This window comes from Kitasatospora dryopteridis (assembly GCF_050749075.1).
GTDB lineage: Bacteria > Actinomycetota > Actinomycetes > Streptomycetales > Streptomycetaceae > Kitasatospora.
Genome location: NZ_CP192749.1, coordinates 7405192 through 7424442, shown reverse-complemented (window position 1 = coordinate 7424442; position 19251 = coordinate 7405192). Strand labels below are relative to the sequence as shown.

The 19251-nt window shown below is 73.1% G+C and carries 21 protein-coding genes; 7 read left to right on the top strand and 14 right to left on the bottom strand.

Going from position 1 to position 19251, the window contains the following annotated elements; all coding sequences use genetic code 11:
* Window positions 1-17 precede the first annotated feature (17 nt).
* The 7 genes from ACQ614_RS33680 to ACQ614_RS33650 all read right to left on the bottom strand — a co-directional run bounded on the left by ACQ614_RS33680 (window position 18) and on the right by ACQ614_RS33650 (window position 5729).
* Entirely contained in the window at window positions 18-824 is an 807-nt protein-coding gene (locus tag ACQ614_RS33680; protein ID WP_431682849.1) for an alpha/beta fold hydrolase, read from the bottom strand.
* A 96-nt stretch (window positions 825-920) separates the two neighbouring features.
* The gene (locus ACQ614_RS33675) at window positions 921-1415 is read right to left on the bottom strand and encodes a protein-tyrosine phosphatase family protein (RefSeq protein WP_431682847.1); all 495 of its coding nucleotides are present in this window, start codon (window positions 1413-1415) and stop codon (window positions 921-923) included.
* A gap of 242 nt (window positions 1416-1657) precedes the next feature.
* The gene (locus ACQ614_RS33670; RefSeq protein ID WP_431676254.1) at window positions 1658-1885 is read right to left on the bottom strand and encodes a hypothetical protein; all 228 of its coding nucleotides are present in this window, start codon (window positions 1883-1885) and stop codon (window positions 1658-1660) included.
* Between the two features lie 119 nt (window positions 1886-2004).
* Complete coding sequence (gene nudC / locus ACQ614_RS33665; RefSeq protein ID WP_431676256.1) at window positions 2005-2904, bottom strand: NAD(+) diphosphatase; 900 nt, start codon at window positions 2902-2904, stop codon at window positions 2005-2007.
* Complete coding sequence (locus ACQ614_RS33660) at window positions 2879-3349, bottom strand: hypothetical protein (RefSeq protein WP_431676258.1); 471 nt, start codon at window positions 3347-3349, stop codon at window positions 2879-2881. Before ACQ614_RS33660 ends, nudC begins: the two co-directional genes overlap by 26 nt.
* 12 nt (window positions 3350-3361) lie before the next feature.
* Window positions 3362-4189, bottom strand: a complete 828-nt coding sequence (locus ACQ614_RS33655) for an IS5 family transposase (RefSeq protein ID WP_351265284.1) — start codon at window positions 4187-4189, stop codon at window positions 3362-3364.
* Between the two features lie 445 nt (window positions 4190-4634).
* Window positions 4635-5729 (bottom strand): methyltransferase, encoded by a 1095-nt coding sequence (locus tag ACQ614_RS33650; protein WP_431682845.1) that lies wholly within the window; start codon window positions 5727-5729, stop codon window positions 4635-4637.
* A 651-nt stretch (window positions 5730-6380) separates the two neighbouring features.
* On the opposite strand from ACQ614_RS33650, the gene ACQ614_RS33645 reads away from it, so the two are divergent.
* On the top strand, window positions 6381-7484 hold the full coding sequence (locus ACQ614_RS33645) for a right-handed parallel beta-helix repeat-containing protein (protein WP_431682843.1): 1104 nt from the start codon (window positions 6381-6383) through the stop codon (window positions 7482-7484).
* A 271-nt stretch (window positions 7485-7755) separates the two neighbouring features.
* Here ACQ614_RS33645 and ACQ614_RS33640 read toward each other — a convergent pair whose 3' ends face one another.
* Window positions 7756-8610 (bottom strand): SMP-30/gluconolactonase/LRE family protein, encoded by an 855-nt coding sequence (locus tag ACQ614_RS33640; protein ID WP_431682842.1) that lies wholly within the window; start codon window positions 8608-8610, stop codon window positions 7756-7758.
* A 222-nt stretch (window positions 8611-8832) separates the two neighbouring features.
* Between ACQ614_RS33640 and ACQ614_RS33635 the strand changes: the two genes are divergently transcribed.
* Window positions 8833-9234: a hypothetical protein gene (locus ACQ614_RS33635; protein WP_431682841.1), complete on the top strand. Its 402-nt coding sequence runs from the start codon at window positions 8833-8835 to the stop codon at window positions 9232-9234.
* Window positions 9235-9282: 48 nt separating this feature from the next.
* On the opposite strand, the gene ACQ614_RS33630 is transcribed toward ACQ614_RS33635, so the two are convergent.
* Window positions 9283-10074 carry an MBL fold metallo-hydrolase gene (locus ACQ614_RS33630; RefSeq protein WP_431682840.1) on the bottom strand — a complete coding sequence of 264 codons (792 nt, stop codon included), beginning with the start codon at window positions 10072-10074 and terminating at the stop codon, window positions 9283-9285.
* On the bottom strand, window positions 10071-11246 hold the full coding sequence (locus ACQ614_RS33625) for an 8-amino-7-oxononanoate synthase (protein WP_431682839.1): 1176 nt from the start codon (window positions 11244-11246) through the stop codon (window positions 10071-10073). The genes ACQ614_RS33630 and ACQ614_RS33625 overlap by 4 nt, the downstream gene beginning before the upstream one ends.
* 138 nt (window positions 11247-11384) lie before the next feature.
* Here ACQ614_RS33625 and ACQ614_RS33620 point away from each other — a divergent pair, with 138 nt between their 5' ends.
* The 4 genes from ACQ614_RS33620 to ACQ614_RS33605 all read left to right on the top strand — a co-directional run bounded on the left by ACQ614_RS33620 (window position 11385) and on the right by ACQ614_RS33605 (window position 14938).
* Entirely contained in the window at window positions 11385-12965 is a 1581-nt protein-coding gene (locus ACQ614_RS33620; protein ID WP_431682838.1) for a PucR family transcriptional regulator, read from the top strand.
* A 105-nt stretch (window positions 12966-13070) separates the two neighbouring features.
* Window positions 13071-13892: a YncE family protein gene (locus tag ACQ614_RS33615; protein WP_431682836.1), complete on the top strand. Its 822-nt coding sequence runs from the start codon at window positions 13071-13073 to the stop codon at window positions 13890-13892.
* 104 nt (window positions 13893-13996) lie between these two features.
* A complete protein-coding gene (locus ACQ614_RS33610; protein ID WP_431682834.1) occupies window positions 13997-14236 on the top strand; it encodes a hypothetical protein in 240 nt (79 codons plus the stop codon).
* A gap of 120 nt (window positions 14237-14356) precedes the next feature.
* Entirely contained in the window at window positions 14357-14938 is a 582-nt protein-coding gene (locus ACQ614_RS33605; RefSeq protein WP_363497778.1) for a TerD family protein, read from the top strand.
* Window positions 14939-14986: 48 nt separating this feature from the next.
* On the opposite strand, the gene ACQ614_RS33600 is transcribed toward ACQ614_RS33605, so the two are convergent.
* Complete coding sequence (locus ACQ614_RS33600) at window positions 14987-15442, bottom strand: hypothetical protein (RefSeq protein ID WP_431682833.1); 456 nt, start codon at window positions 15440-15442, stop codon at window positions 14987-14989.
* On the opposite strand from ACQ614_RS33600, the gene ACQ614_RS33595 reads away from it, so the two are divergent.
* Window positions 15441-16016, top strand: a complete 576-nt coding sequence (locus ACQ614_RS33595) for a hypothetical protein (protein ID WP_431682832.1) — start codon at window positions 15441-15443, stop codon at window positions 16014-16016. The two genes, ACQ614_RS33600 and ACQ614_RS33595, sit on opposite strands and share 2 nt — an antisense overlap.
* Window positions 16017-16033: 17 nt before the next feature.
* Here ACQ614_RS33595 and ACQ614_RS33590 read toward each other — a convergent pair whose 3' ends face one another.
* From ACQ614_RS33590 to ACQ614_RS33580, 3 genes are read right to left on the bottom strand one after another with little or no spacing between them, the layout of a single operon-like run.
* A complete protein-coding gene (locus ACQ614_RS33590; RefSeq protein ID WP_431682830.1) occupies window positions 16034-16561 on the bottom strand; it encodes a PadR family transcriptional regulator in 528 nt (175 codons plus the stop codon).
* Window positions 16562-16601: 40 nt separating this feature from the next.
* Complete coding sequence (gene pgm, locus ACQ614_RS33585) at window positions 16602-18251, bottom strand: phosphoglucomutase (alpha-D-glucose-1,6-bisphosphate-dependent) (protein ID WP_431682829.1); 1650 nt, start codon at window positions 18249-18251, stop codon at window positions 16602-16604.
* Window positions 18252-18266: 15 nt separating this feature from the next.
* Window positions 18267-18941, bottom strand: a complete 675-nt coding sequence (locus ACQ614_RS33580) for a VanZ family protein (RefSeq protein WP_431682827.1) — start codon at window positions 18939-18941, stop codon at window positions 18267-18269.
* Window positions 18942-19251 lie beyond the last annotated feature (310 nt).

Genomic DNA, 19251 nt, shown 5'->3' with positions numbered 1-19251 from the left:
GGTCCGTGGGCCTCCGGTCAGCGGTCCGTGCCGAGGACGGTGTCGGCGACCAGGCGGGCCACCGCCTCGGGCTGCTCCACCATCACCAGGTGGCCGCTGTCGGCGACCACGTCGAGGGTGACGGACGGACAGGCCTCCAGTGCGGCGCGCTCGTCCTCGGTCAGGCCGATCTCGTCCCGGTCCCCGCGCACCACCCGGGCCCGCACGCCCGCGCCGCACAGCCGCGGCACCAGCGAGCCGTGCCGGCCCAGGTACGCGAAGTACTCCCCCATGGCCCGGCGGCAGAACGGCGCCGAGTTCCTCTTCAGGTCGGCGAGCAGGGCCGCCCGCCGCCGCTCCGGAATGCCGTTCTCGAGCGCCTTCGGTGTCAGCCACAGCATCGCCGGCCAGACCAGCGCCCCCAGGCCGGGCACCCGCCCGAGCGCCACTGCGACCGCCAGCGCCTTGGACTCGTCCGGCCGGGAGAAGGTCGGAGAGAGCAGCACCACCGGCCCGGAGAAGTGCCCGCCACCCACCATCTCCAGCGCGATGTTGGCGCCGATGCTGTGGCCGACCACGGCCGTGCAGCCGCGCTCGGCCGCGAAGGCGGCGGTGATCGCCGCATAGTTCTCCATCGACACGTCCCGGGGCGCGACCGTCCCGGCGTGCCCCGGCACGGTCGCGGCCACCAGCCGGATCGGCGCCCCGGCGAGCGGCTCGGCAGCCGTCATGTCCTCGAAGAAGGCCGTACTGCACATCCCGCCGGGCAGCAGCAGTACCCGGTGCGGGGCGTCGGCGGGGCCCGACTCGCGGACGTCCCAGGCGTGGAACTGCGCAGCACCCATGGCCGCGACCTCCGTCTCTCACTCGCTCCCGGCAGTCTCCCCCGCCCGCCCGCCGCACCGCCCGACCCTGCGCCGAACGCAGCATGTCGGGCGGCGTCACCCCGTGGCCTGCCGCAGCGGGCCGGCGGGCCAGGCGCGTTGGGCGGGGGTGTCCGGGACGGTGAGGCCGCGGGCGCGTTCGATACGTTCCCAGGCGGTGTCGGGGGCGGTGCCGTCGAGGACGAGGAGGGCGGCCGCGAGGAGGGAGGAACGGCCGATGCCGGCGCGGCAGTGCACCACCACGTGGGCGCCCTCGCGGAGCCGGGCGGCGAGCCGGTGGAGGGCGGGCAGGACGGCGGATGGGGTCGGCACCGTCCGGTCCGGTATCGGGAGCGGGACGAACTCCAGGCCGGCCGCGGCCGCCAGCCGGGGCTCGGCAGCGAGGCCGAGTTCGTCGACCTCGTCCTCGGTGAGGGCGCTGACCAGGACGTCGGCGCCGGCGGCCGCGAGTGCGGCCATCTCGTCGGCCAGCCAGTCGTGGCCGCGGGGGCGGGCCATCGTGCTCAGGCGCCCGGGCCCGGGCAGGTCGACGGTGAACAGGGAAGCGCGCATAGCAGTACCGCATTTCGCTCGGGAGGCAGAAGGCCCGGGCAGGCTGCGGACGGCGCTCGGACACCTGACAGAACGTCGAGGGAGCGGGGCGCCCGCGCTGCGGCCACGGGTGCCGGTCAGCGTATCGCGCGTCGGGGGCCGTGGCACCGGGCTTCGACGAGAACCGCTCGATGACCTCAGAGGGCGTTGAGTGAGGCTATGTCCGTTTCGTCGTTGTGACGGTGTGTGGGCAGGTCACGCGGTCAGTCGGCTGTTCTGGGTGTGGGGATTGCGAACAGTCCGGGCTCGATCTCGACGACGAGGCCGGCGCTGGTCAGACGCTTGAGCTTGTTGCGCATGCCGGAGATGTGCGTGGGCTCGGTGCCGGTGGCCAGGGTGCGGCACAGGTCGCGGCAGCGTTGCGGGGCTGCGGCGTCGATGAGCGCGGTGAGGATGTGCTGGTAGATCGGGTTGTCGGGCAGGCCCGGCATCCGGTCGCCGGTGGGCTCGTCGTCGCCGAGGGACAGGATGACTTTGCGGGCGATTGCCAGGTCGGCGCGTTCCGCGTCGAGTTCGGCTCACATTCCCCCCAACAGTGTGGCAAGCTGACTCACTCCACGTCGGCCAACCACTGGTCGATGAGCACCTTGCCGATCGAGTCGACCCGGTAGGGCCCGCCGACAGCGGAGTCCGTAATTCGCGACCGAAGTTCGGCCGCCGTGAACCAACGTGCCTCCACCACCTCCACGTTGTCCACGTCGATCCGGTCGGAAACGGCCTCGGCGCGGAACCCGATCATCATCCCGGATGGGAACGGCCACGACTGGGATCCCTGATAGGTGATCGTCCCCACCTCGACACCGGCCTCTTCGGCGACCTCGCGGCGCACCGCGTCCTCGAGGCTCTCCCCGATCTCGACGAACCCAGCCAGCGTGCTGAAGCGGTCCGGACCGGATCCCGCGTGCCGGCCGAGCAGGCAGCGCCGAGGCGTGCCGGGTAGTTCGACCAGCACAATCACGGCCGGTTCGATCCGCGGGAAGAGCAGCTTTCCGCAGTCCTGACAGGTCCGCAGGTGGCCACCGTTGCTGGGGACGGCCGGACCGCCGCACGCGCCGCAGAACCGCTGATTCCGGTTCCAGTGCAGGATTCCACGGGCATACGCGAGCAGGCCCGCCTCGTCCGGCGTGATGGTGGGAACCATGGCTCGCACCTCCAGCACCGTGTCCGCGGTGGCCAGTTCGACGGCGTTGGACCGGTCGACGCGGGACACGTCGGCCGCGAACACCGCGGCCTCTCCGTCCAGGCCGAGAAACACCTGGTCGTCGGCGGCGTCGAGGATGCCCCGCGCCTCGGCCAGCGGCAGCCGGATGGGCCTGTCGTCGCGGACCAGACAGTGGTCCCGCCACAAGGGAATCACCTGGGTACTGGGGCTCGTCAACAGCCCGGCGACCCACTCCGAGTCGGTACGCCGGCCGCCAACCCGGTCAAGCCCCAAGCCGCTGTAATACAAGGTTCCCCCTAGCCCGTCCTGTCCTGCGCAGATTCCACGATAGTGGGCGTCCACCAACTGGGGTATCGAGCTCGGTCTCGACGACGAGGCCGGCGCTGGTCAGACGCTTGAGCTTGTTGCGCATGCCGGAGATGTGCGTGGGCTCGGTGCCGGTGGCCAGGGTGCGGCACAGGTCGCGGCAGCGTTGCGGGGCTGCGGCGTCGATGAGCGCGGTGAGGATGTGCTGGTAGATCGGGTTGTCGGGCAGGCCCGGCATCCGGTCGCCGGTGGGCTCGTCGTCGCCGAGGGACAGGGTGACTTTGCGGGCGATTGCCAGGTCGGCGCGTTCCGCGTCGAGTTCGGCCAGGCGGGCGGTGAGCTGGCTGACCTCGGCGGACAGCTGCTCGGTGATGTCGCCGATCGCCTGTTCCCGGTCGGCGATCCTCTCCAGTGCGGTGCGTGACATCGGCGGGTCCTCCTACGCTCCGCGCCAGGTAGGCGTCGACTCCTTGGTCAGCCTGCGGGACATGTTCGCCGTTATCGCCCAGTACACGCGGGACTCGGCGTTGGCCGGCAGTGCCTCGTAGTCGCGGACCAGGCGACGGTGCAACATCAGGATGCCGTTGACCTGCTCGGATACCCAGCGTTTAGCCTGCGGGACGAACCCGACGTCGTCGGGGCTGCGTTTGACGATCTCCACCTTGATGCCCAGGTCGGCGCCGTGATCGACCACGCTGGACTTGAAGCCCTGGTCGACCAGGGCGGTCTGCACGGTCCCGGCCTGCGCGACCTTGTCCAGCAGCTGCTTGCCGATGGCGTTGTCGTGGACGCAGGCCGCCACCACGACGACCGCGATGATCAGCCCTATGACATCCACGGCCAGGCCACGCTTCCGACCTGGAACCTTCTTATTCGCATCCTTGCCTGTCGTGGCGGCCGGGACGTTCACCGCCGCGTGGTTGCTCTGGGTGTCCATCGACACCAACGACGGATCCTCGGCGCGGCCCGCCGCGGCCCGGACCTGGGCACGCAGGATGTCATGGATCGCCTGGTCGGTGCCGTCCTTGCGCCAGGTCTGGAAGTAGTAGTACGTCGCAGAGCTCGGCGGCAGGTCGTGAGGCAGATAGGCCCACTGACACCCGGTCCGGTTCTGGTAGAAGATCGCGTTCATGATCTCCCGGTACTCGTAGCTGCCGGAATGCCCCGAACTCGACGGATGCGCGGCCTTCCAGGCCAGCAGGATCGGCTCGATCAGCGACCACTGCGCGTCGGACACGTCACTCGGATACGCCTTGCGCTCACTCACCGCGCCAGCGCACCACCGAGGACGCCTCAACCGCCACCGGTTCCCGAAGACCCCACACGAACGTGCAACGACGAAACGGACATAGCCTCACCCAACGCCCTCTCAGGTCCTTCAACGACCCTGACGTCGCCGACCTCCTCCGTATCGGGTTCGGCGGACCACGCGCTGGACATCGAGAACCGAATGTGCCGGCTCCTCAGGTGATCGGCCGGACAGCTCCTGACCGCGGAACGCCCAAGCACGGGTACGGGCTGCATCCGAGGTCCGGATGCCCCGGGCGGCCGGGGTCGTGCCCGCCAGGCGTAGCCGCAGGTGGTGGATGCGCAGGTCGAGGCGACGGAGATCCGGCGGCGGGAGCCGCTGCGGACTGCGGCGACGGTCGCGGTGCTCGCGTCCAGGCGGGCGGCGAGGTACGTGGCGGGCCGGCCCTGCGCCGCGAGCTCCGTCAGGCCCGCGCGACCAGCAGGCCAGTCGAGGAGGCCAGCCCGGTGGTCGCGATGTGCCGCAAGCCCGCGGCCGCGAACAGCGCGGTGAACTCCGCCTCGGTACGCTCCCGGCCGGGGTGCAGCGCCATCATGACGGTGTCCCGCAGCTTGCCGTCGTGTGGTGCGTTGTCCTCCGGCACGATGGCGTCGATAACGATGACCTGGGCATTGGGTGCCATCGCCTGCCGGATCCTGCCGAGCACCGCCACGCACTGCTGGTCGTCCCAGTCGTGCAGAATCATCGACAGGAGGTAGGCGTCCGCGCCGTGCGGCACGGTGTCGAAGAAGTCCCCGCCGACCAGGTCGACCCGGTCAGCGACGCCGGCCGCTTCCAGTACCGCCTTTGCGCCCCGAACCACCGACGGCTGGTCCAGCAGGGTGGCCCGCAGCTCTGGGTAGCGTGGCAGGATCGTGGCGAGCAGGTGCCCCTGCCCGCCGCCGACATCAACCACCTGCGCCACGCTGGTCAGGTCGCAGCTCTCCACAGCCGCGGCGTGGACACGCCGGGCCATGTCGCCCATCGCGTCGTTGAAGGATTCGGCCTGCTCCGGGTGGGCGGCCAAATGTGACCACCAGTCCGTGCCGTGTATGTGCGGGAACGTCGGACGGCCGGTGCGCACTGAATACGACAGCGAGTTGATGGCCTGAAGTTTCTCGGGCAGCCCCCAGAATCTGATCCAGGCCCGCACCGACCCGGGCACATCGGCGCGCAGTGTCTCGGCCAGTGGGGTCAGGGCGAACGTCTCTGGCTCCACCTCCCGAAAGATCCCCTGGGCGGCCAACGCACGCATCACCCGGTGCAGTGCTTGCGGGTGTGCCCCGCACCGGCGGGCGAGCTCCGGCACCGGCACCGGCCCGTCGGCCAGGAGCTCCGCTATGTCGAACTCGGCTGCCACTACGAGAAGTTGCGTGATGAGGGCGCCGTGCAGCAGGTCCATCATCCGTTGCTGCGGCCGACTGTCCGTCGGCTCGTGAACCACACCCTGCGGGCGCTCGGCCGCGTCCTCGCGGGTGTTCGGCAGGACACGCTCTTCTTGAAGCTCACGGTTCTGCACTTGGCTTCTCCTTGCTGTGAATAGCGACCACTCATGCCCCGGGCATGGGGCATCCGGAGTTGTTCGATGGCGAATCATGTGGGTGTGTCACCGGCGGCAGCGGCCTGGCACCAGGACGATCACGGGGACCTCCACGATTGCGGTGCGATCCCGATGAGCAGCTCCTGGCCAGTGCCGCTGTGCCGATCAGCGCGAGCGGGCGCGCTCCTCGGTCACCGCGGACCCGCCGGCGAACGCACCCGGCTTGACCAGCGGAATCTCCATACGGTGGTCGCGAGGATGCCGCGGTGGATGTAGCGGCATGTCAAGAGCGGGTGGCAGCCATGCACGAGCCGCCTCCCCGACGTGGGGCCTTCCCAGCGTGACCGTCGAACGACCTATCCGTACCCCCGATTACGCCGAAGGTGGCGCGTCGCAGGCCACCCGTACCAGGTGGAGACCACTTGAACCGCACCCGTCCCGCCCGTCCTGGACGGCTGCGCTCACGCCATCGGCCGACGTCTCGTCAGCCCCACGGTCCAGCCCTGGTGGCGGGTCCCGAGCGGCACCCATAGCGTCGATTCGGTCGGCCGCCACCCCGGCCGCCACTCATTGCCCACCGTGTCACCACGCCAGCGTCCCCGAGCGCGGCAAGAAAGCAGGTCACCACTCATGCCCACGCTTCGGGTCCATCGCCTCGCCGCGGCCACCGCCGCCACCACCACCCTCACCACCGTCCTGGCCACCCTGGGTGCGGCGCCGTCGGCTCATGCCGCCAGTGGCCTGCACGTGGTCCAGCCGGGCCAATCGATCCAGCAGGCCGTCGACGCGGCCAGCCCCGGCGACACCGTCCAGCTGCTCCCCGGCACCTACCGCGGCAGCGTCCGGATCGCCACCGCCGGCCTCACGCTTCGCGGCGCCGGTCCGAACAGTGTCATCACCGCGGGCGACGCCGCCGACGGCACCGCCGGCGACACCGTCTGCGCCGCCGCCGGGCACGGCATCTGCGTCGTCGGCACCGACCGGAACCCGCTCGGCGGCATCACCATCGAGGCACTTGCCGTCGCCGGCTTCCAGAAGAACGGCATCAACGCCACCGCGACCGACGGCATGACCGTGCGCGCCGCCTACGTCCACGACAACGGCCAGCAGGGCATCAGTCAGGAGAAGTCGACCCGGGCCGTGATCGTCGGCAACGAGGCGGCCGGCAACGGCCAGTCCGGCATCTTCCTCGCCAACATCGTGGACCCCGAGGGCGACAGCAGCGGCGGCGCGATCGACACCGTCGGCACCGTGGTCAGCGGCAACCGGCTCACCGGCAACCGGATCGGCGTCACCGTCCGCCGCCTGCGCAACCTCGGCGTCGAGCAGAACGACATCCACGGCAACTGCGGCGGCGTCTTCATCGTCGGTGACGAGACCGTGCCCCGAGCAGGCGCGCTGAGCGTCGCCCGCAACCGGGTCGTCGCCAACAACAAGTACTGCCCGCCCAGCGGGCGGCTCGATCACATCCAGGGGACCGGCATCCTCCTCACCGGCGCCGAGGGCGTCTCGGTGATGGACAACAAGGTCCGCGACAACGCCGGTGCCTCACCGATGTCCGGTGGCATCGTGTTCTTCCACAGTCTGGTCGGCGTGGCCAACACCCGGAACACCGTCGTGACCAACAACGCGGTCGGCAACTCCCCCGCCGACCTGGTCGACCGCGAGGGCGACAGCACCAACTTCTTCGACCGCAACCGCTGCTCGGTCTCCGAACCCGCCGGCCGCTGCTGACCCCGCAAGCCTCCCACCCCTCCCCCCGGTGCCCTGGCAGTCCGGGCCGGCAGACACCTGCACGCCGTCGGCGCGGCTTCCGAAGCGGGGTGTGTACGCAGGGCTGAACACGGGCGATGAAGTGCATGCCGGGATACGGGCGACCTGGATGTCGTACCGGTCGGCTCCGACGGCGAGTCCTCGCGGACCTCGACGACGCCGGTAGTGCCCGGCGTGTCCGCTGCCGAGGACACGAAGCCGCTCTCCCACGTGTCCACCGCAACCGTGACGGCTAGGCCGTCGGCCTCGGGGCCGGTGGGGCGGGGGCCGGGGTGGTGAGGAGTTGGCCGGTGCGGGTGGCGGTGGCGCCGGCGGTGCCGGTCCATTCGGCGGCGGTGACGTAGAGGGTGGGGGTGCCGCCGGGGGTGCCGAGGGCGCAGGAGAAGCAGCCGCGGTCGGTCTCGACGGTCTGCAGGATCTCGCCGCCCTCGCGGACTCTGACGCAGCGCCGGTTCGGCACGTCCGCGTACCAGAGGGCGCCCTCGGCGTCGAGGCCGATGCCGTCGGGGGCGGAGCCCTCGATCTCGGCCCAGGTGCGGCGGCCGGTGAGGCTGCCGTCGGGGGCGATGTCGAAGGCGGTGATCCGGGAGGCGTACGACTCGGCGACCAGCAGGGTGGCGCCGTCGGGGGTGATCGCCATGCCGTTGGGGAAGGCGAGGTCCTCGGCGACGGTGCGGGCGGTGCCGTCGGGGGTGATCAGGGCGAGGAGGCCGGGGGCGGGCGCTTCGCCGGTCATGAGGTCGAAGCCGATGCAGTTGGCGTAGGCGTTGCCGCGGCCGTCGGCGGCCACTTCGTTCCAGGGCCGGTCGCAGAGCGGGCGCAGGTCCGCGTACGGGGTGAGGGTGCCGTCGGTCTCGCGGCGCAGCAGGCGGCGTTCGCTGCCGGCGACGACGAGCAGGCGGCCGTCGGGAAGCGGGTCGATGCAGAACGGGAAGGCGTCGATGCGGCCGGCGGTGGTGCGCCGGCCGTCCCGGTCGACGGTGAGCAGCTCGTGGGCGCCCCAGTCGCAGAGCCAGAGCCGGTCGTCGTGCCAGCGGGGCGACTCGCCGAGGACGAGGCCGTCGAGGAGGACGCGGGGTTCGGGCACGGTTCGGGCTCCTCGGTGGGACGGGTGGCTGCTCGCTCCCCCATGGTGACTCCTCCCCCGCGTGAACGCAGGGGCTTCCCGCCGAGCCGGGTCGGCCTGGAGAAACACCTCGTCCGGCATCTGCGATCGAGCACCGATCCGAGCTGCGGCGGACTGACTGCGCAGATGCGGGACCGCATGCCTCGGCAGACCCTGGAAGAAGCTGACCACGGGAGGCAAGCCATGACCGGCGAGCACGACCGGGCGCCGAGCGCGATCGTCCACATGTCCATATCCGGCGACCCGTCCGTAGCCCAGGTGGTCGCCGACACCGTGGGGCAGTCGTTCGGGCTGACCAGCGCCCCGCCCCCCGTCACCGCCGGTGACTACGCCACACCGTCCGATGCGGTGACTCGCGTGCGATGGCAGGTCGACACATCCGCACCGATCGAGGACGCTGCTGCACAGCCGGTCGCCCGCGCGGCCCCGGGATCCGGCTCGGTAAGGGTGGAGCTCGGCGGGCGGCCCGATGCCGTTCGCAGGCTCACGGCGCTCATAAGGGGGTGCTTTCGGTCGGGGCCGCCGACGGGCGTGTCACAGGGGTTCGAGGTCTGGCCGGAGGACCGGCTGAAGGACGCCGGGTAGACGCAGCCGCCACGTACCGCGAGAGAGGCTCATCGACCTGTCGGTCCGTCACCCGCCCTGCGTGGCCGTTCGGTCGAGGGTCAGCACGGCACCCGGGTCGGCGTGCCGGATTGGGCCGTCGTAGCGGGTGGCGGCCAGGTCGACGGCCTGTTGCGGGGTGGTGTGGCGGCCGACGTGGGTGACGACGAGGCGGCGGGCCCGGGCACGGGCGGCGGTGGCTCCGGCGTCCTGCGGGGTGTGGTGGACGGGGTCGGTGCCGGGTTCGGGCGGTGTGCCGTCGGCCTCGCAGAGCAGCAGGTCGCAGTCGGCGGCCAGTTCGTCGAGGGCGGTGCAGGGGGCGGTGTCGCCGGAGTAGACGAGGGATCGGCCGCCCGCCTCGGCGCGCAGGGCGAAGGCCGGGATGCCGTGGGCGACGGCGCGGGAGGTGAGGGTGAGTGCGCCGTGGGTGGCCTGGTACCCGTCGTGCAGTTCGGTCACGGCGAAGGCGTCTTCGACGTGGCTGCGCCGGGCGGTGTTGGTGAGGAAGTGGGCGAGCCGGTCGGCGATGCCGGGCGGGCCGTACAGCGGGATCGGTGCAGCGAGCCGGATGTCGGCGTACAGCGCGCCGTAGTACGCGGTGAGCAGGTCGGCGCAGTGGTCGGCGTGCAGGTGGGAGATCCAGATCGCGTCCAGCCCGTCGAGCGGGGTGTGGCGCTGGAGCGGCCCGAGGGTGCCGCTCCCGGCGTCGATCCAGACCCTGGTCCGGCCGTGGGTCAGCAGGTAGCCGGAGCAGGGGTTGTCGGCGCCGGGGTGGGGGGTGGCGCTGCCGAGGACGGTGAGCGTGAGGACGGGGTCGGTCATGCCGGGCGGGTGGCGGCGATGATGCGGACGGCGTCGGTGATCTGGGTGTCCGTCAGGTCGCCGCGGGCGGTGAGGCGCAGCCGGGAGATGCCGTCGGGCACGGACGGCGGGCGGAAGCAGCCGACGGCGAGTCCGGCGGTGCGGCAGTCGGCGGCCCACTGGACAGCGGCCTCCGGGCCGGGCGCGCGGACGGAGACGACGGCGGCGTCGGGGGTGGAGGCGTGCAGACCGGCGGCGGTGAGCCGGGCGGCGAGGGTGTGGGCGACCTCGCGGGCGCGGTCGGCGCGGTGCGGTTCGGCGCGGAGCAGCCGCAGGGCGCCGAGGGCGGCGCCGACGGCGGCGGGGGCGAGGCCGGTGTCGAAGATGAAGGTGCGGGCGGTCTCGGTGAGGTGCCTGATGACCCGTCGGGGGCCGAGGACCGCGCCGCCCTGGGAGCCGAGCGACTTGGAGAGGGTGACGGTGGCGACGGTGTCGGGGTCGCCGGCGAGGCCCGCGGCGGCGAGGGCGCCGCGGCCGCCGGCGCCGAGGACGCCGAGGCCGTGGGCGTCGTCGACGAGCAGTGCGGCGCCGTGGGCACGGGCGGCGGCGGCGTGGCCGGTGAGCGGGGCGGCGTTGCCGTCGACGGAGAAGACGGAGTCGGTGACGACCAGCGCGCGGGGGTGGCGGCGGTCGGCGAGGGCGTCGGCGACGGCGGCCGGGTCGGCGTGCGGGGCGCGGTGGACGTCGCTGCGGGACAGCCGGCAGCCGTCGATCAGCGAGGCGTGGTTGTACGCGTCGGAGACGATCAGCGTGTCGGGGTCGGTGAGTGCGGTGAGCGCGGCGAGGTTGGCGGCGTACCCGGAGGAGAACACCAGGGCGGCCTCGAAGCCGCAGAACTCGGCGAGTTCGTCCTCGAGTTCGGTGTGCAGGGCGGTGGTGCCGGTGACCAGCCGGGAGCCGGTGGAGCCGCCGCCCCAGCGCAGCGCGGCGTCGGCGGCGGCCCGGGTGACGGCGGGGTGGTGGACGAGCCCGAGGTAGTCGTTGCTCGCGAGGTCCAGGACCGGGTCGTCGGCCGGGCGGCTGCGCAGCGTGCGGGTGAGGCCGGCGCGGGCGCGGAGGTCGGCGGCCTCGTCCAGCCAGTCGAAGACGGCGGACGGCGCGAGGGACTGCTGCGGCACGGCGGAGTGGACCATGGCCGCACTCTGGCACGGCGGCGCTACGCGCGGCAACGTGCGCCCGCACACAGTGACGGTTGCCCCGTGTCGGCCCCCGGACGGGGGTGCGGCGCGTAGACTCCCACGCCCCGGGGAACCTGGCGGAGGGGAGAGCTGGTGGAGGACGGCCGCCTGACCGTGCGGGACGTGCTGGCGCTGGAGCTGGTCGCGCCGTGGGACGCGGAGGTGGTCGCCTGCCCGGACCGGCTGGACCGGCCGGTGCGCTGGCTGCACGTGGCGGAGGCCGCGGACGTCGGGGTGATGCTGACCGGCGGCGAGATGGTGCTGACCACCGGTCTGCTGCTGGCGGGCGACGACCGGGCACAGGCCGGGTACATGGAGTCGATGCAGCAGGCCGGTGCGGCGGCGGTGGTGCTGGGGCTGGGCCGGGCGTTCTCGACGACGCCGGAGGCGATGCGGCGGGCGGCGCAGCGGTGCGGGGTGCCGCTGGTGGTACTGCACCGTCCTGCGCCGTTCACGCGGCTGACCGAGGAGGTGCACGCCCGGCTGCTGCACGGCAGGTACGCGGCGCTGGACCTGTCGGACCGGATGGGCGGTTCGCTGTCGGCGCTGAACCTGTCCGGGGTGCCGCTGCAGCGGCTGCTGGACGAGATCGCCGGCTACGCGGGCTGTCCGGCGGTGGTGGTGAACCTGGCGCACCGGGTGCTGGCCTCGGCAGGGGAGCCGAACGCGCTGGGCGATCTGCTGCGGGACTGGGAGCGGGTCTCCCGGCAGGTCGCGGAGCTGCAGGGGAACGGCCCGGTGACGCTCGGCCCGGACGGCTGGATCGTGGCCCGGCTGGAGGCCCGCGACCGGCAGTGGGGGCACCTGGTGCTGTTCGGGCACCAGGGCGGGGCGGAGACCGGGCGGGTGCTGGGCCGGCGGGCGGCCGAGGCGCTGGCGGTGCACCGGCTGCTGGGCGACCCGGACGGCGACCGGCAGCGCGGCTGGGAGGACCAGGCGGCGGAGGCGCTGCTGGCGGACCTGGCCTCGGGCACGGCCCGCCCCGAGCAGTTGCTGCCGCGGTTCCGGGCGGCGGGGCTGCCGACCGAGCGGCGCACCTTCGTACCGGTGGTGCTGCGGCCTCCGTCACGGACGCGGGTGCTGTGCGAGGCGGTGCGGCGGACGGTGCACGAGGAGTCGATGGCCGGCCTGGTCGCCAGGGTCGGCCCCGACGGTGCGGTGGCGGTGCTGCTGAGCGTCCCGTCGGAGCGGGAGGCGGACGCGGAGGTGGACCGGCTGGCCGTCCGGCTGCAGGAGCGGGTGCCCGGTGCGGTGCTGGGGGCCGGGTTCGGCTGCCGGGTGCTGGACGAGGTACGGCGCTCCTTCCAGGAGGCGGTGCACGTCGCGGACGCGGCGCTGGCGGGGCCGCCGGCCGGGCCGGTGGCGCGGCTGCGGGACGTACGGCTGCGCGGGCTCGTCCGGCTGCTGCGGAACGAACCGGAGCTGCAGGCGTTCATCGTCCGGGAGCTAGGGCCGCTGCTGGGCCGCCGGGAGCTGCTGGACGTGCTGCGCACCTACCTGCGGACGGGCCGGAACAAGTCGCTGGCGGCGCAGGAGCAGCACGTGAGCCGGCCGGCGATGTACCGGCGGCTGCAGAGCATCGAGTCGCTGCTGGGCATCGACCTGGACGACCTGGAACAGCTGACCTCGCTGTACGTGGCACTGCTGGCGCACGACGCGCAGCGCGGGCCGTAGGGCACGGGTGCCCCTTGTGGTTGCCCGGCGCCCGCCGTTTGCCCGGGTGGGCCGGGCGGGTGACAGTGGAGGTGCCGGTCCTGCGGTGCCCCAGCGGAGCAGATCATGGCAGTTTCCCGCCCCCTCCCGGCCGGGCCCGGCTCCGAGGACGGCCGGGCGTACGAGACGATCCCGGTCGACGGCGGCCCCCACAGTGTGACGGTCAGCCGGGACGGCAGCCGGGTGTACCTGACGGGTGTGCGCACCGGTCAGGTCACGGTGCTGGAGCCGACGCTGCGCCGGGTGGCGGCGTCGTTCCCGGTGGGGGCGAGCCTGTACGGGGTGGCGGTGAGCCCCGACGGCGGGCGGCTGTACCTGGCGGACGTGCACCGGTCGGTGCTGTCCGTGGTGGCGGCGGAGGACGGCACGGTGCTGGACGAGACGGTGCTGGAGTCGCGCCCGTTCGGCCTGGCGGTGGCGCCGAGCGGTGCGCGGGTCCTGGTGGCGAGCCCGCTGGAGGACGCGGTGCGGGTGGTGGACGGCCTCGGCGTCCCGCGCGGGCTGCTGACCGGGGTGGACTTCACAGTGGGCCTGGCGCTGAGCCCGGACGGATCGGTGCTCTACGCGGGCAACTACTTCGCGGGCACGGTGAGCGTGCTGGACGCCTCGGGCATCGGCCGGCTGGACGGACCGGCGCCGGCCGTGCGGCTGGGGCGGGTGACGGTGGGCCGCGGCCCGTACGGGCTGGCGGTGAGCCCGGACGGGGGCCGGCTGTACGTGGCGCACTACCCGGCCGGACCGGTGTCGGTGATCGACACCGACGAGCGGGCGGTGGTGGGCACGATCCCGGCGCCGGACGGGCCGCGCGGGGTGGCGGTGAGCCCGGACGGCGCGAAGCTGTACGTCACCGCCTGCTTCGCGGACGCCGTGGCGGTCGTCGAACTGTGATCCCGGTCGCGGTCGGCCGGTGCCGGTGCGTTCAACCCCGGATCGGCTCTACAGGCATGTAGAGTCCAACGGCCGGGTGCGAACGACGCGGGAGGCGGGCAACGGTGGACGACGGACGGGCGCAGCTGTGGGAGCCGCCGCACGCGCAGGTGGAGCCGGCGTACCAGCCGGTCGAGGTCCGCTTCGAGGACGGCAGCTGGGCGGTGGGCCGGATCAACGCCTGGTGGCGCCCGGCCGACGGCAGCCCGTGGTGCAGGGTGCGGCTGCTGCGGCGCGGCACCCCCGAGCAGTGGATGGCCTTCGACCCCGAGCAGCTGCTCCTGCTGCCGGCCGGGGGCATCTGACACGCTGCAGCGCGTCGGCGGGCGTCGACCGGCCCGGCGGTGGGAAGGTCCTCCACGTCGGCAGGCGCGTCCCGCGGCTGCCGGACGGCAGGCGTCCACGCAGCGAAAGGGTGAGGCCCGATGACGGTGAACCTCGGCAAGGGCCAGAAGGTCGACCTCGGCAAGCCGGGCGGCGGCACGCTGGAGGTCGTACGGATGGGCCTCGGCTGGCAGGCCGCGCCCCGCAAGGGGTTCTTCGCCAAGCTGATGGCCCGTGACATCGACCTGGACGCATCGGCCGTGCTGTTCGCCGGCAGCGACCCGGTGGACGTCGTGTACTTCCAGCACCTGACCAGCTCCGACGGCTCGGTGCGGCACAGCGGCGACAACCTGACCGGCGGCGCGGGGCAGGGCGCCGACGACGAGTCGATCACGGTGAACCTGACCCGGGTGCCCGCCAAGGTCGACCAGATCGTGTTCACCGTCAACTCGTTCACCGGCCAGACCTTCCAGGACGTGCAGAACGCCTTCTGCCGCCTGGTGGACGACTCCACCGGGCAGGAGCTGGCCCGGTACACGCTCACCGGCGGCGGCAGCCACACGGCGCAGATCATGGCGAAGGTGCACCGGTCGAACGGGGGCTGGCAGATGACCGCCATCGGCGCACCGGCCGAGGGCCGCACCTTCCAGGACCTCATCCCGGACATCGCCGCGCACCTCTGAGCGAGCCGCGGCGGACGCGCCGGGCGAGACTGGGGTGTGTCTGACAATTCACGCCCGGCGGGAATTGTCAGACACACCCGAAGGTCGAGGACTGTCGGCGGCGCGGCACGGCGGAGGGAGGCCCGGATGGGCGATGCCGAGCCCCGTGCCGCCGACCGCGGGCGGGCGCCGTGGCCGCCGATCGACCTGCTCGGGCGGATCCGCCACGACCCCACCCACATGGCCGAGCGGGCTGCGCTGTTCGGCGTCGAGCGGATCGGTGAGGAGGCCTCCGAGCGGCTGGCCAGGATCCGCCGGAAGGGGGACCCGCCGGAGCAGGTGCGGGAGACGGTGATCTCCCGCGGTGTGCACACCGCCATCGTGGAGGGCGCCTTCGTCGGTGGTCCGTTCATCGCCCTGATCCCGACCGCGTTCTGCGCCGCCCTGCTCGCCCAGGGCCGGATGGTGCTGGAGCTGGGCGAGCTGGCCGGCCCCCGCGACCTCGCCGGACCGGGCGGTCGACATGCTGGTCCTGCAGGGCGCGTACACGACGCCGGAGGAGGCCCGGCGGGCGCTGGAGGACCTCCCCGAGCCGGGCAGCGGGCCCGCACCGCGGCTGTCCTGGCGGGAGTGGCTGCACGTGGTCGGGCGGATGGCGTACGTGCTGGGGGTGATCTCGCCGGGCAGCAGCACCCCGACCGGGCGGCTGAACCGCTACCTGCGCTGGGTCGCGGTGACGCTGCTGGTGCTGGTCGGCATCGCGCTGCCGTTCGTCTGGGTGCCGGTGCTCGGGGTGGCGTACCGTTCGGCGACGCTGCGGCTGGCCACCCGGGCCTCCGTCCTGTTCGGGCTGGTGGACGACGAGGCCGGCCCTGCGACGCGGACCCGTGGGCGCGGCCGGGTGCGGCCGCTGGCGCTGCTGGTGTTCCTGCGGACGGTGGCGGTGCTGGTGATCCCGTTCGCCGTCTCCGTGATCATGGTGTTCAGCGGGACCGAGGTGGTCGGCCACCGGTGGCTGGCGGTCGCCGTCGCGGTGGTGGGCGTCTCGCTGGTGTCCTGCCTGGTGTGGCGGTTCCGCCAGTGGCGGCGCGGCCGCTGAGGGCCGCCCGCGGCAGGTCACGAGTACTCGGCGAGCACGGCCTCCAGCCACTCCACCCAGTACGTCTCCAGGCCGATGCCGGCCTGCAGCACCAGGTGCTGCAGGCGGTTCTCGACGGCGGACAGCTCGGCCGGGAAGTGCCGCTGCTCGATCTCCCGGTACTCCTCCAACTGTCGCTGGTGCAGATCGAGATGGCGGCGCAGCTCGTCCTCCAGCGCGGGGCCGGCACCCATCGCGGCGGCGGCCCGCAGGCGCAGCAGCAGCGGGTCGCGGATGGGCCGCGGGTCCTGCGGCTGCCCGATCCACTCGGTGAGGGCGGCGCGGCCCTCGGGGAGCACCTCGTACTCCTTGCGCTGGCCGCGGCTGGGCGGCTGGGGGACGGCGCGGATCAGGCCGTCCTTCTCCAGCCGCCCGAGCTCGCGGTAGATCTGCTGGTGGGTGGCAGACCAGAAGTAGCGGATCGACTTGTCGAAGCGGCGCGTCAACTCCAGCCCCGAGGACGGCTTCTCCAGCAGGGCGGTGAGGATGGCGTGCGGCAGCGACATGCAGTGATCGTAAGACACGCCCTTGGGCGTGGCCGGTGTGTCAGGCCTTGCCCGACTCCAGGGCCTCGGTGACCAGGGCGCGGGCCTCGTCCTGGACCTGGGTGAGGTGGGCGGGACCGTGGAAGCTCTCGGCGTAGATCTTGTAGACGTCCTCGGTGCCGGAGGGGCGGGCCGCGAACCAGGCGTTCTCGGTGCACACCTTGAGCCCGCCGACGGCGGCGCCGTTGCCGGGCGCCTCGGTCAGGACGGCGGTGATCTTCTCCCCGGCCAGCCGGTCGGCCCGGACCCGGTCGGGCGACAGCTTCGCCAGTACGGCCTTCTGCTCCCGGTCCGCGGGGGCGTCCACCCGCGCGTACGCCGGGTCGCCGAACCGGCCGGTCAGCTCCCCGTACAGCTCGGAGGGGCTGCGGCCGGTCACCGCGGTGATCTCGGAGGCGAGCAGGGCGAGCAGGATGCCGTCCTTGTCGGTCGTCCACACCGAGCCGTCCCGGCGCAGGAAGGAGGCGCCCGCCGACTCCTCGCCGCCGAAGCCGACGGTGCCGCCGAGCAGCCCGTCGACGAACCACTTGAAGCCGACCGGCACCTCGACGAGGCCCCGGTTCAGCTCGGCGGCGACCCGGTCGATCATCGAGGAGGAGACCAGGGTCTTGCCGACAGCGGCCGCCTCCGGCCAGCCGGTGCGGTGCCGGAACAGGTAGTCGATGGCGACCGCGAGGTAGTGGTTGGGGTTCATCAGCCCGCCGTCGGGGGTGACGATGCCGTGCCGGTCGGCGTCCGCGTCGTTGCCGGTGGCGACGGCGTAGGCGTCCTTGCGGCCGATCAGCGAGGCCATGGCGTACGGGGAGGAGCAGTCCATCCGGATCTTCCCGTCCCAGTCCAGGGTCATGAAGCGCCAGGTGGGGTCGGTCACCGGGTTGACCACGGTGAGGTCGAGCCGGTGGGTCTCGGCGATCCGCTCCCAGTAGGCGACGGAGGCTCCGCCGAGCGGGTCGGCGCCGATCCGCACGCCCGCCGCGCGGACCGCGTCGAGGTCGAGCACCTGCGGCAGGTCCTCGGTGTAGCCGGCCACGTAGTCGTACCGGCCGGTGGTGTCGGCGGCGAGCGCCCGGGCGTACGGGATGCGGCGGACGCCGGCCAGGCCGGCCCCGATCAGCGCGTTCGCCCGGTCCTGGATCCACCCGGTGGCCTCGGAGCCGGCCGGGCCGCCGCTGGGCGGGTTGTACTTGAAGCCGCCGTCGCGCGGCGGGTTGTGCGAGGGCGTGACGACGATGCCGTCGGCGAGCCGCTTCGGCTCGGACCGGTTGTGCGCGAGGATCGCGTGCGAGACGGCCGGGGTCGGTGTGTACCCGTCGGCGCTGTCCAGCAGGACGGTCACGCCGTTCGCGGCCAGCACCTCGAGGGCGGTCGCCCGGGCCGGCTCGGAGAGCGCGTGGGTGTCGATGCCGAGGAACAGCGGGCCGGTGGTGCCCTGTGCGGCCCGGTACTCGCAGATCGCCTGGGTGGTCGCCGCGATGTGGTCCTCGTTGAACGCCGTGTCCAGGGACGACCCGCGGTGCCCCGAGGTGCCGAACGCGACCCGCTGGCCCGGCTCGGCCGGGTCCGGGTGCAGCGTCCAGTACGCGGTCACCAGCCGGGCCACGTCAACGAGGTCCTGCGGACCGGCCGGCCGGCCTGCACGAGCGTGCACCATCGTCTCTCCTCCTGGTCACCGCCCCCGGTCGGGTCCGGCGGGGCGGGGCGTGGGTGCCGCCTCCGTCGGCGGCCGCTGCGCGTACCCTTTCACCCCTACCCCGGGCATCCAGCCGCATTCGGCAACCGACCCGGTCGGCCCTGTCTGCGGCACGGCCCCGCGGCGGGCCCGCAGCGCGCGGACGGCACGCCGGGCGGGCGGCGCCAGGAGCAGGCCGAGGAGCGCTCCGATCGCCAGGCCGAAGAGGTTGTCCCAGACGTCCTGCTCGTCGCAGGCGCGGCCGAGCACCGGCAGCGCGTACTGGAGCGCCTCGACGCCGACCGGCAGGGCGAGGGCCGCCGCGGTGGCGGCGGCCCGCCGCGGCCAGGTGCCGGCCAGCGCGACCGCCGCGCCGAGCGGGACGAACAGGGCCACGTTGAGGCTGCTCTGGGTGGCGGTGAGCAGTTCGGCGAGCGGCCGCGGCCCTGCCCGGTCGAGCACGCAGGCGTCGGCGGCGTAGCGGGCGTTCTCCCACAGCGGGCGGCGCACGTCCGGCAGCAGGGTGAGGGTGGCGATCCCGCCGAGGGCGAGGACGAGCAGGAAGCCGGCCGCCCGGTGGGCGGCGAGCAGGCGACCGGCCGGGCGGGAGAGCAGCAGGGCCAGCAGCAGCGAGCCGAGTGCGCCCGGCCCGAACAGCGGCGATGCGTCCATGACAGCTTTGATCACGGGGGAGGGGACGCCGGGCGCGAGGTGCCCGGTTCGCCACTCCCGGTGACGGGAGCGGGCTCTGCACCGGCGGACGGGGATTCGCCGAAGGATCACACGCTCGAGTGACGTCACCCCCGTGCGCCCTTCCTGCTCCCCCTCACGCTCCGTCACCGTGACTCACGAGCGGATCGCTCGGACACGCACCGATGACCCGCCGCTTTCCTGTCACGATCTTCACATCTCGAGGAAACTGATCCGTCATCAGATGCGTTTATCAACGTGAACATGTCCATGTGACCGGCTACGGGAGGGG

What these genes read in the sequence shown, in the direction of transcription:
- ACQ614_RS33680 (WP_431682849.1), bottom strand. Translation starts at nt 824, where the DNA reads ATGGGTGCTGCGCAGTTCCACGCCTGGGACGTCCGCGAGTCGGGCCCC.
- ACQ614_RS33675 (WP_431682847.1), bottom strand. Translation starts at nt 1,415, where the DNA reads ATGCGCGCTTCCCTGTTCACCGTCGACCTGCCCGGGCCCGGGCGCCTG.
- ACQ614_RS33670 (WP_431676254.1), bottom strand. Translation starts at nt 1,885, where the DNA reads ATGCCGGGCCTGCCCGACAACCCGATCTACCAGCACATCCTCACCGCG.
- ACQ614_RS33660 (WP_431676258.1), bottom strand. Translation starts at nt 3,349, where the DNA reads ATGTCACGCACCGCACTGGAGAGGATCGCCGACCGGGAACAGGCGATC.
- ACQ614_RS33645 (WP_431682843.1), top strand. Translation starts at nt 6,381, where the DNA reads ATGCCCACGCTTCGGGTCCATCGCCTCGCCGCGGCCACCGCCGCCACC.
- ACQ614_RS33635 (WP_431682841.1), top strand. Translation starts at nt 8,833, where the DNA reads ATGACCGGCGAGCACGACCGGGCGCCGAGCGCGATCGTCCACATGTCC.
- ACQ614_RS33630 (WP_431682840.1), bottom strand. Translation starts at nt 10,074, where the DNA reads ATGACCGACCCCGTCCTCACGCTCACCGTCCTCGGCAGCGCCACCCCC.
- ACQ614_RS33625 (WP_431682839.1), bottom strand. Translation starts at nt 11,246, where the DNA reads ATGGTCCACTCCGCCGTGCCGCAGCAGTCCCTCGCGCCGTCCGCCGTC.
- ACQ614_RS33615 (WP_431682836.1), top strand. Translation starts at nt 13,071, where the DNA reads ATGGCAGTTTCCCGCCCCCTCCCGGCCGGGCCCGGCTCCGAGGACGGC.
- ACQ614_RS33605 (WP_363497778.1), top strand. Translation starts at nt 14,357, where the DNA reads ATGACGGTGAACCTCGGCAAGGGCCAGAAGGTCGACCTCGGCAAGCCG.
- ACQ614_RS33595 (WP_431682832.1), top strand. Translation starts at nt 15,441, where the DNA reads ATGCTGGTCCTGCAGGGCGCGTACACGACGCCGGAGGAGGCCCGGCGG.
- ACQ614_RS33600 (WP_431682833.1), bottom strand. Translation starts at nt 15,442, where the DNA reads ATGTCGACCGCCCGGTCCGGCGAGGTCGCGGGGGCCGGCCAGCTCGCC.
- ACQ614_RS33590 (WP_431682830.1), bottom strand. Translation starts at nt 16,561, where the DNA reads ATGTCGCTGCCGCACGCCATCCTCACCGCCCTGCTGGAGAAGCCGTCC.
- pgm (WP_431682829.1), bottom strand. Translation starts at nt 18,251, where the DNA reads ATGGTGCACGCTCGTGCAGGCCGGCCGGCCGGTCCGCAGGACCTCGTT.
- ACQ614_RS33580 (WP_431682827.1), bottom strand. Translation starts at nt 18,941, where the DNA reads ATGGACGCATCGCCGCTGTTCGGGCCGGGCGCACTCGGCTCGCTGCTG.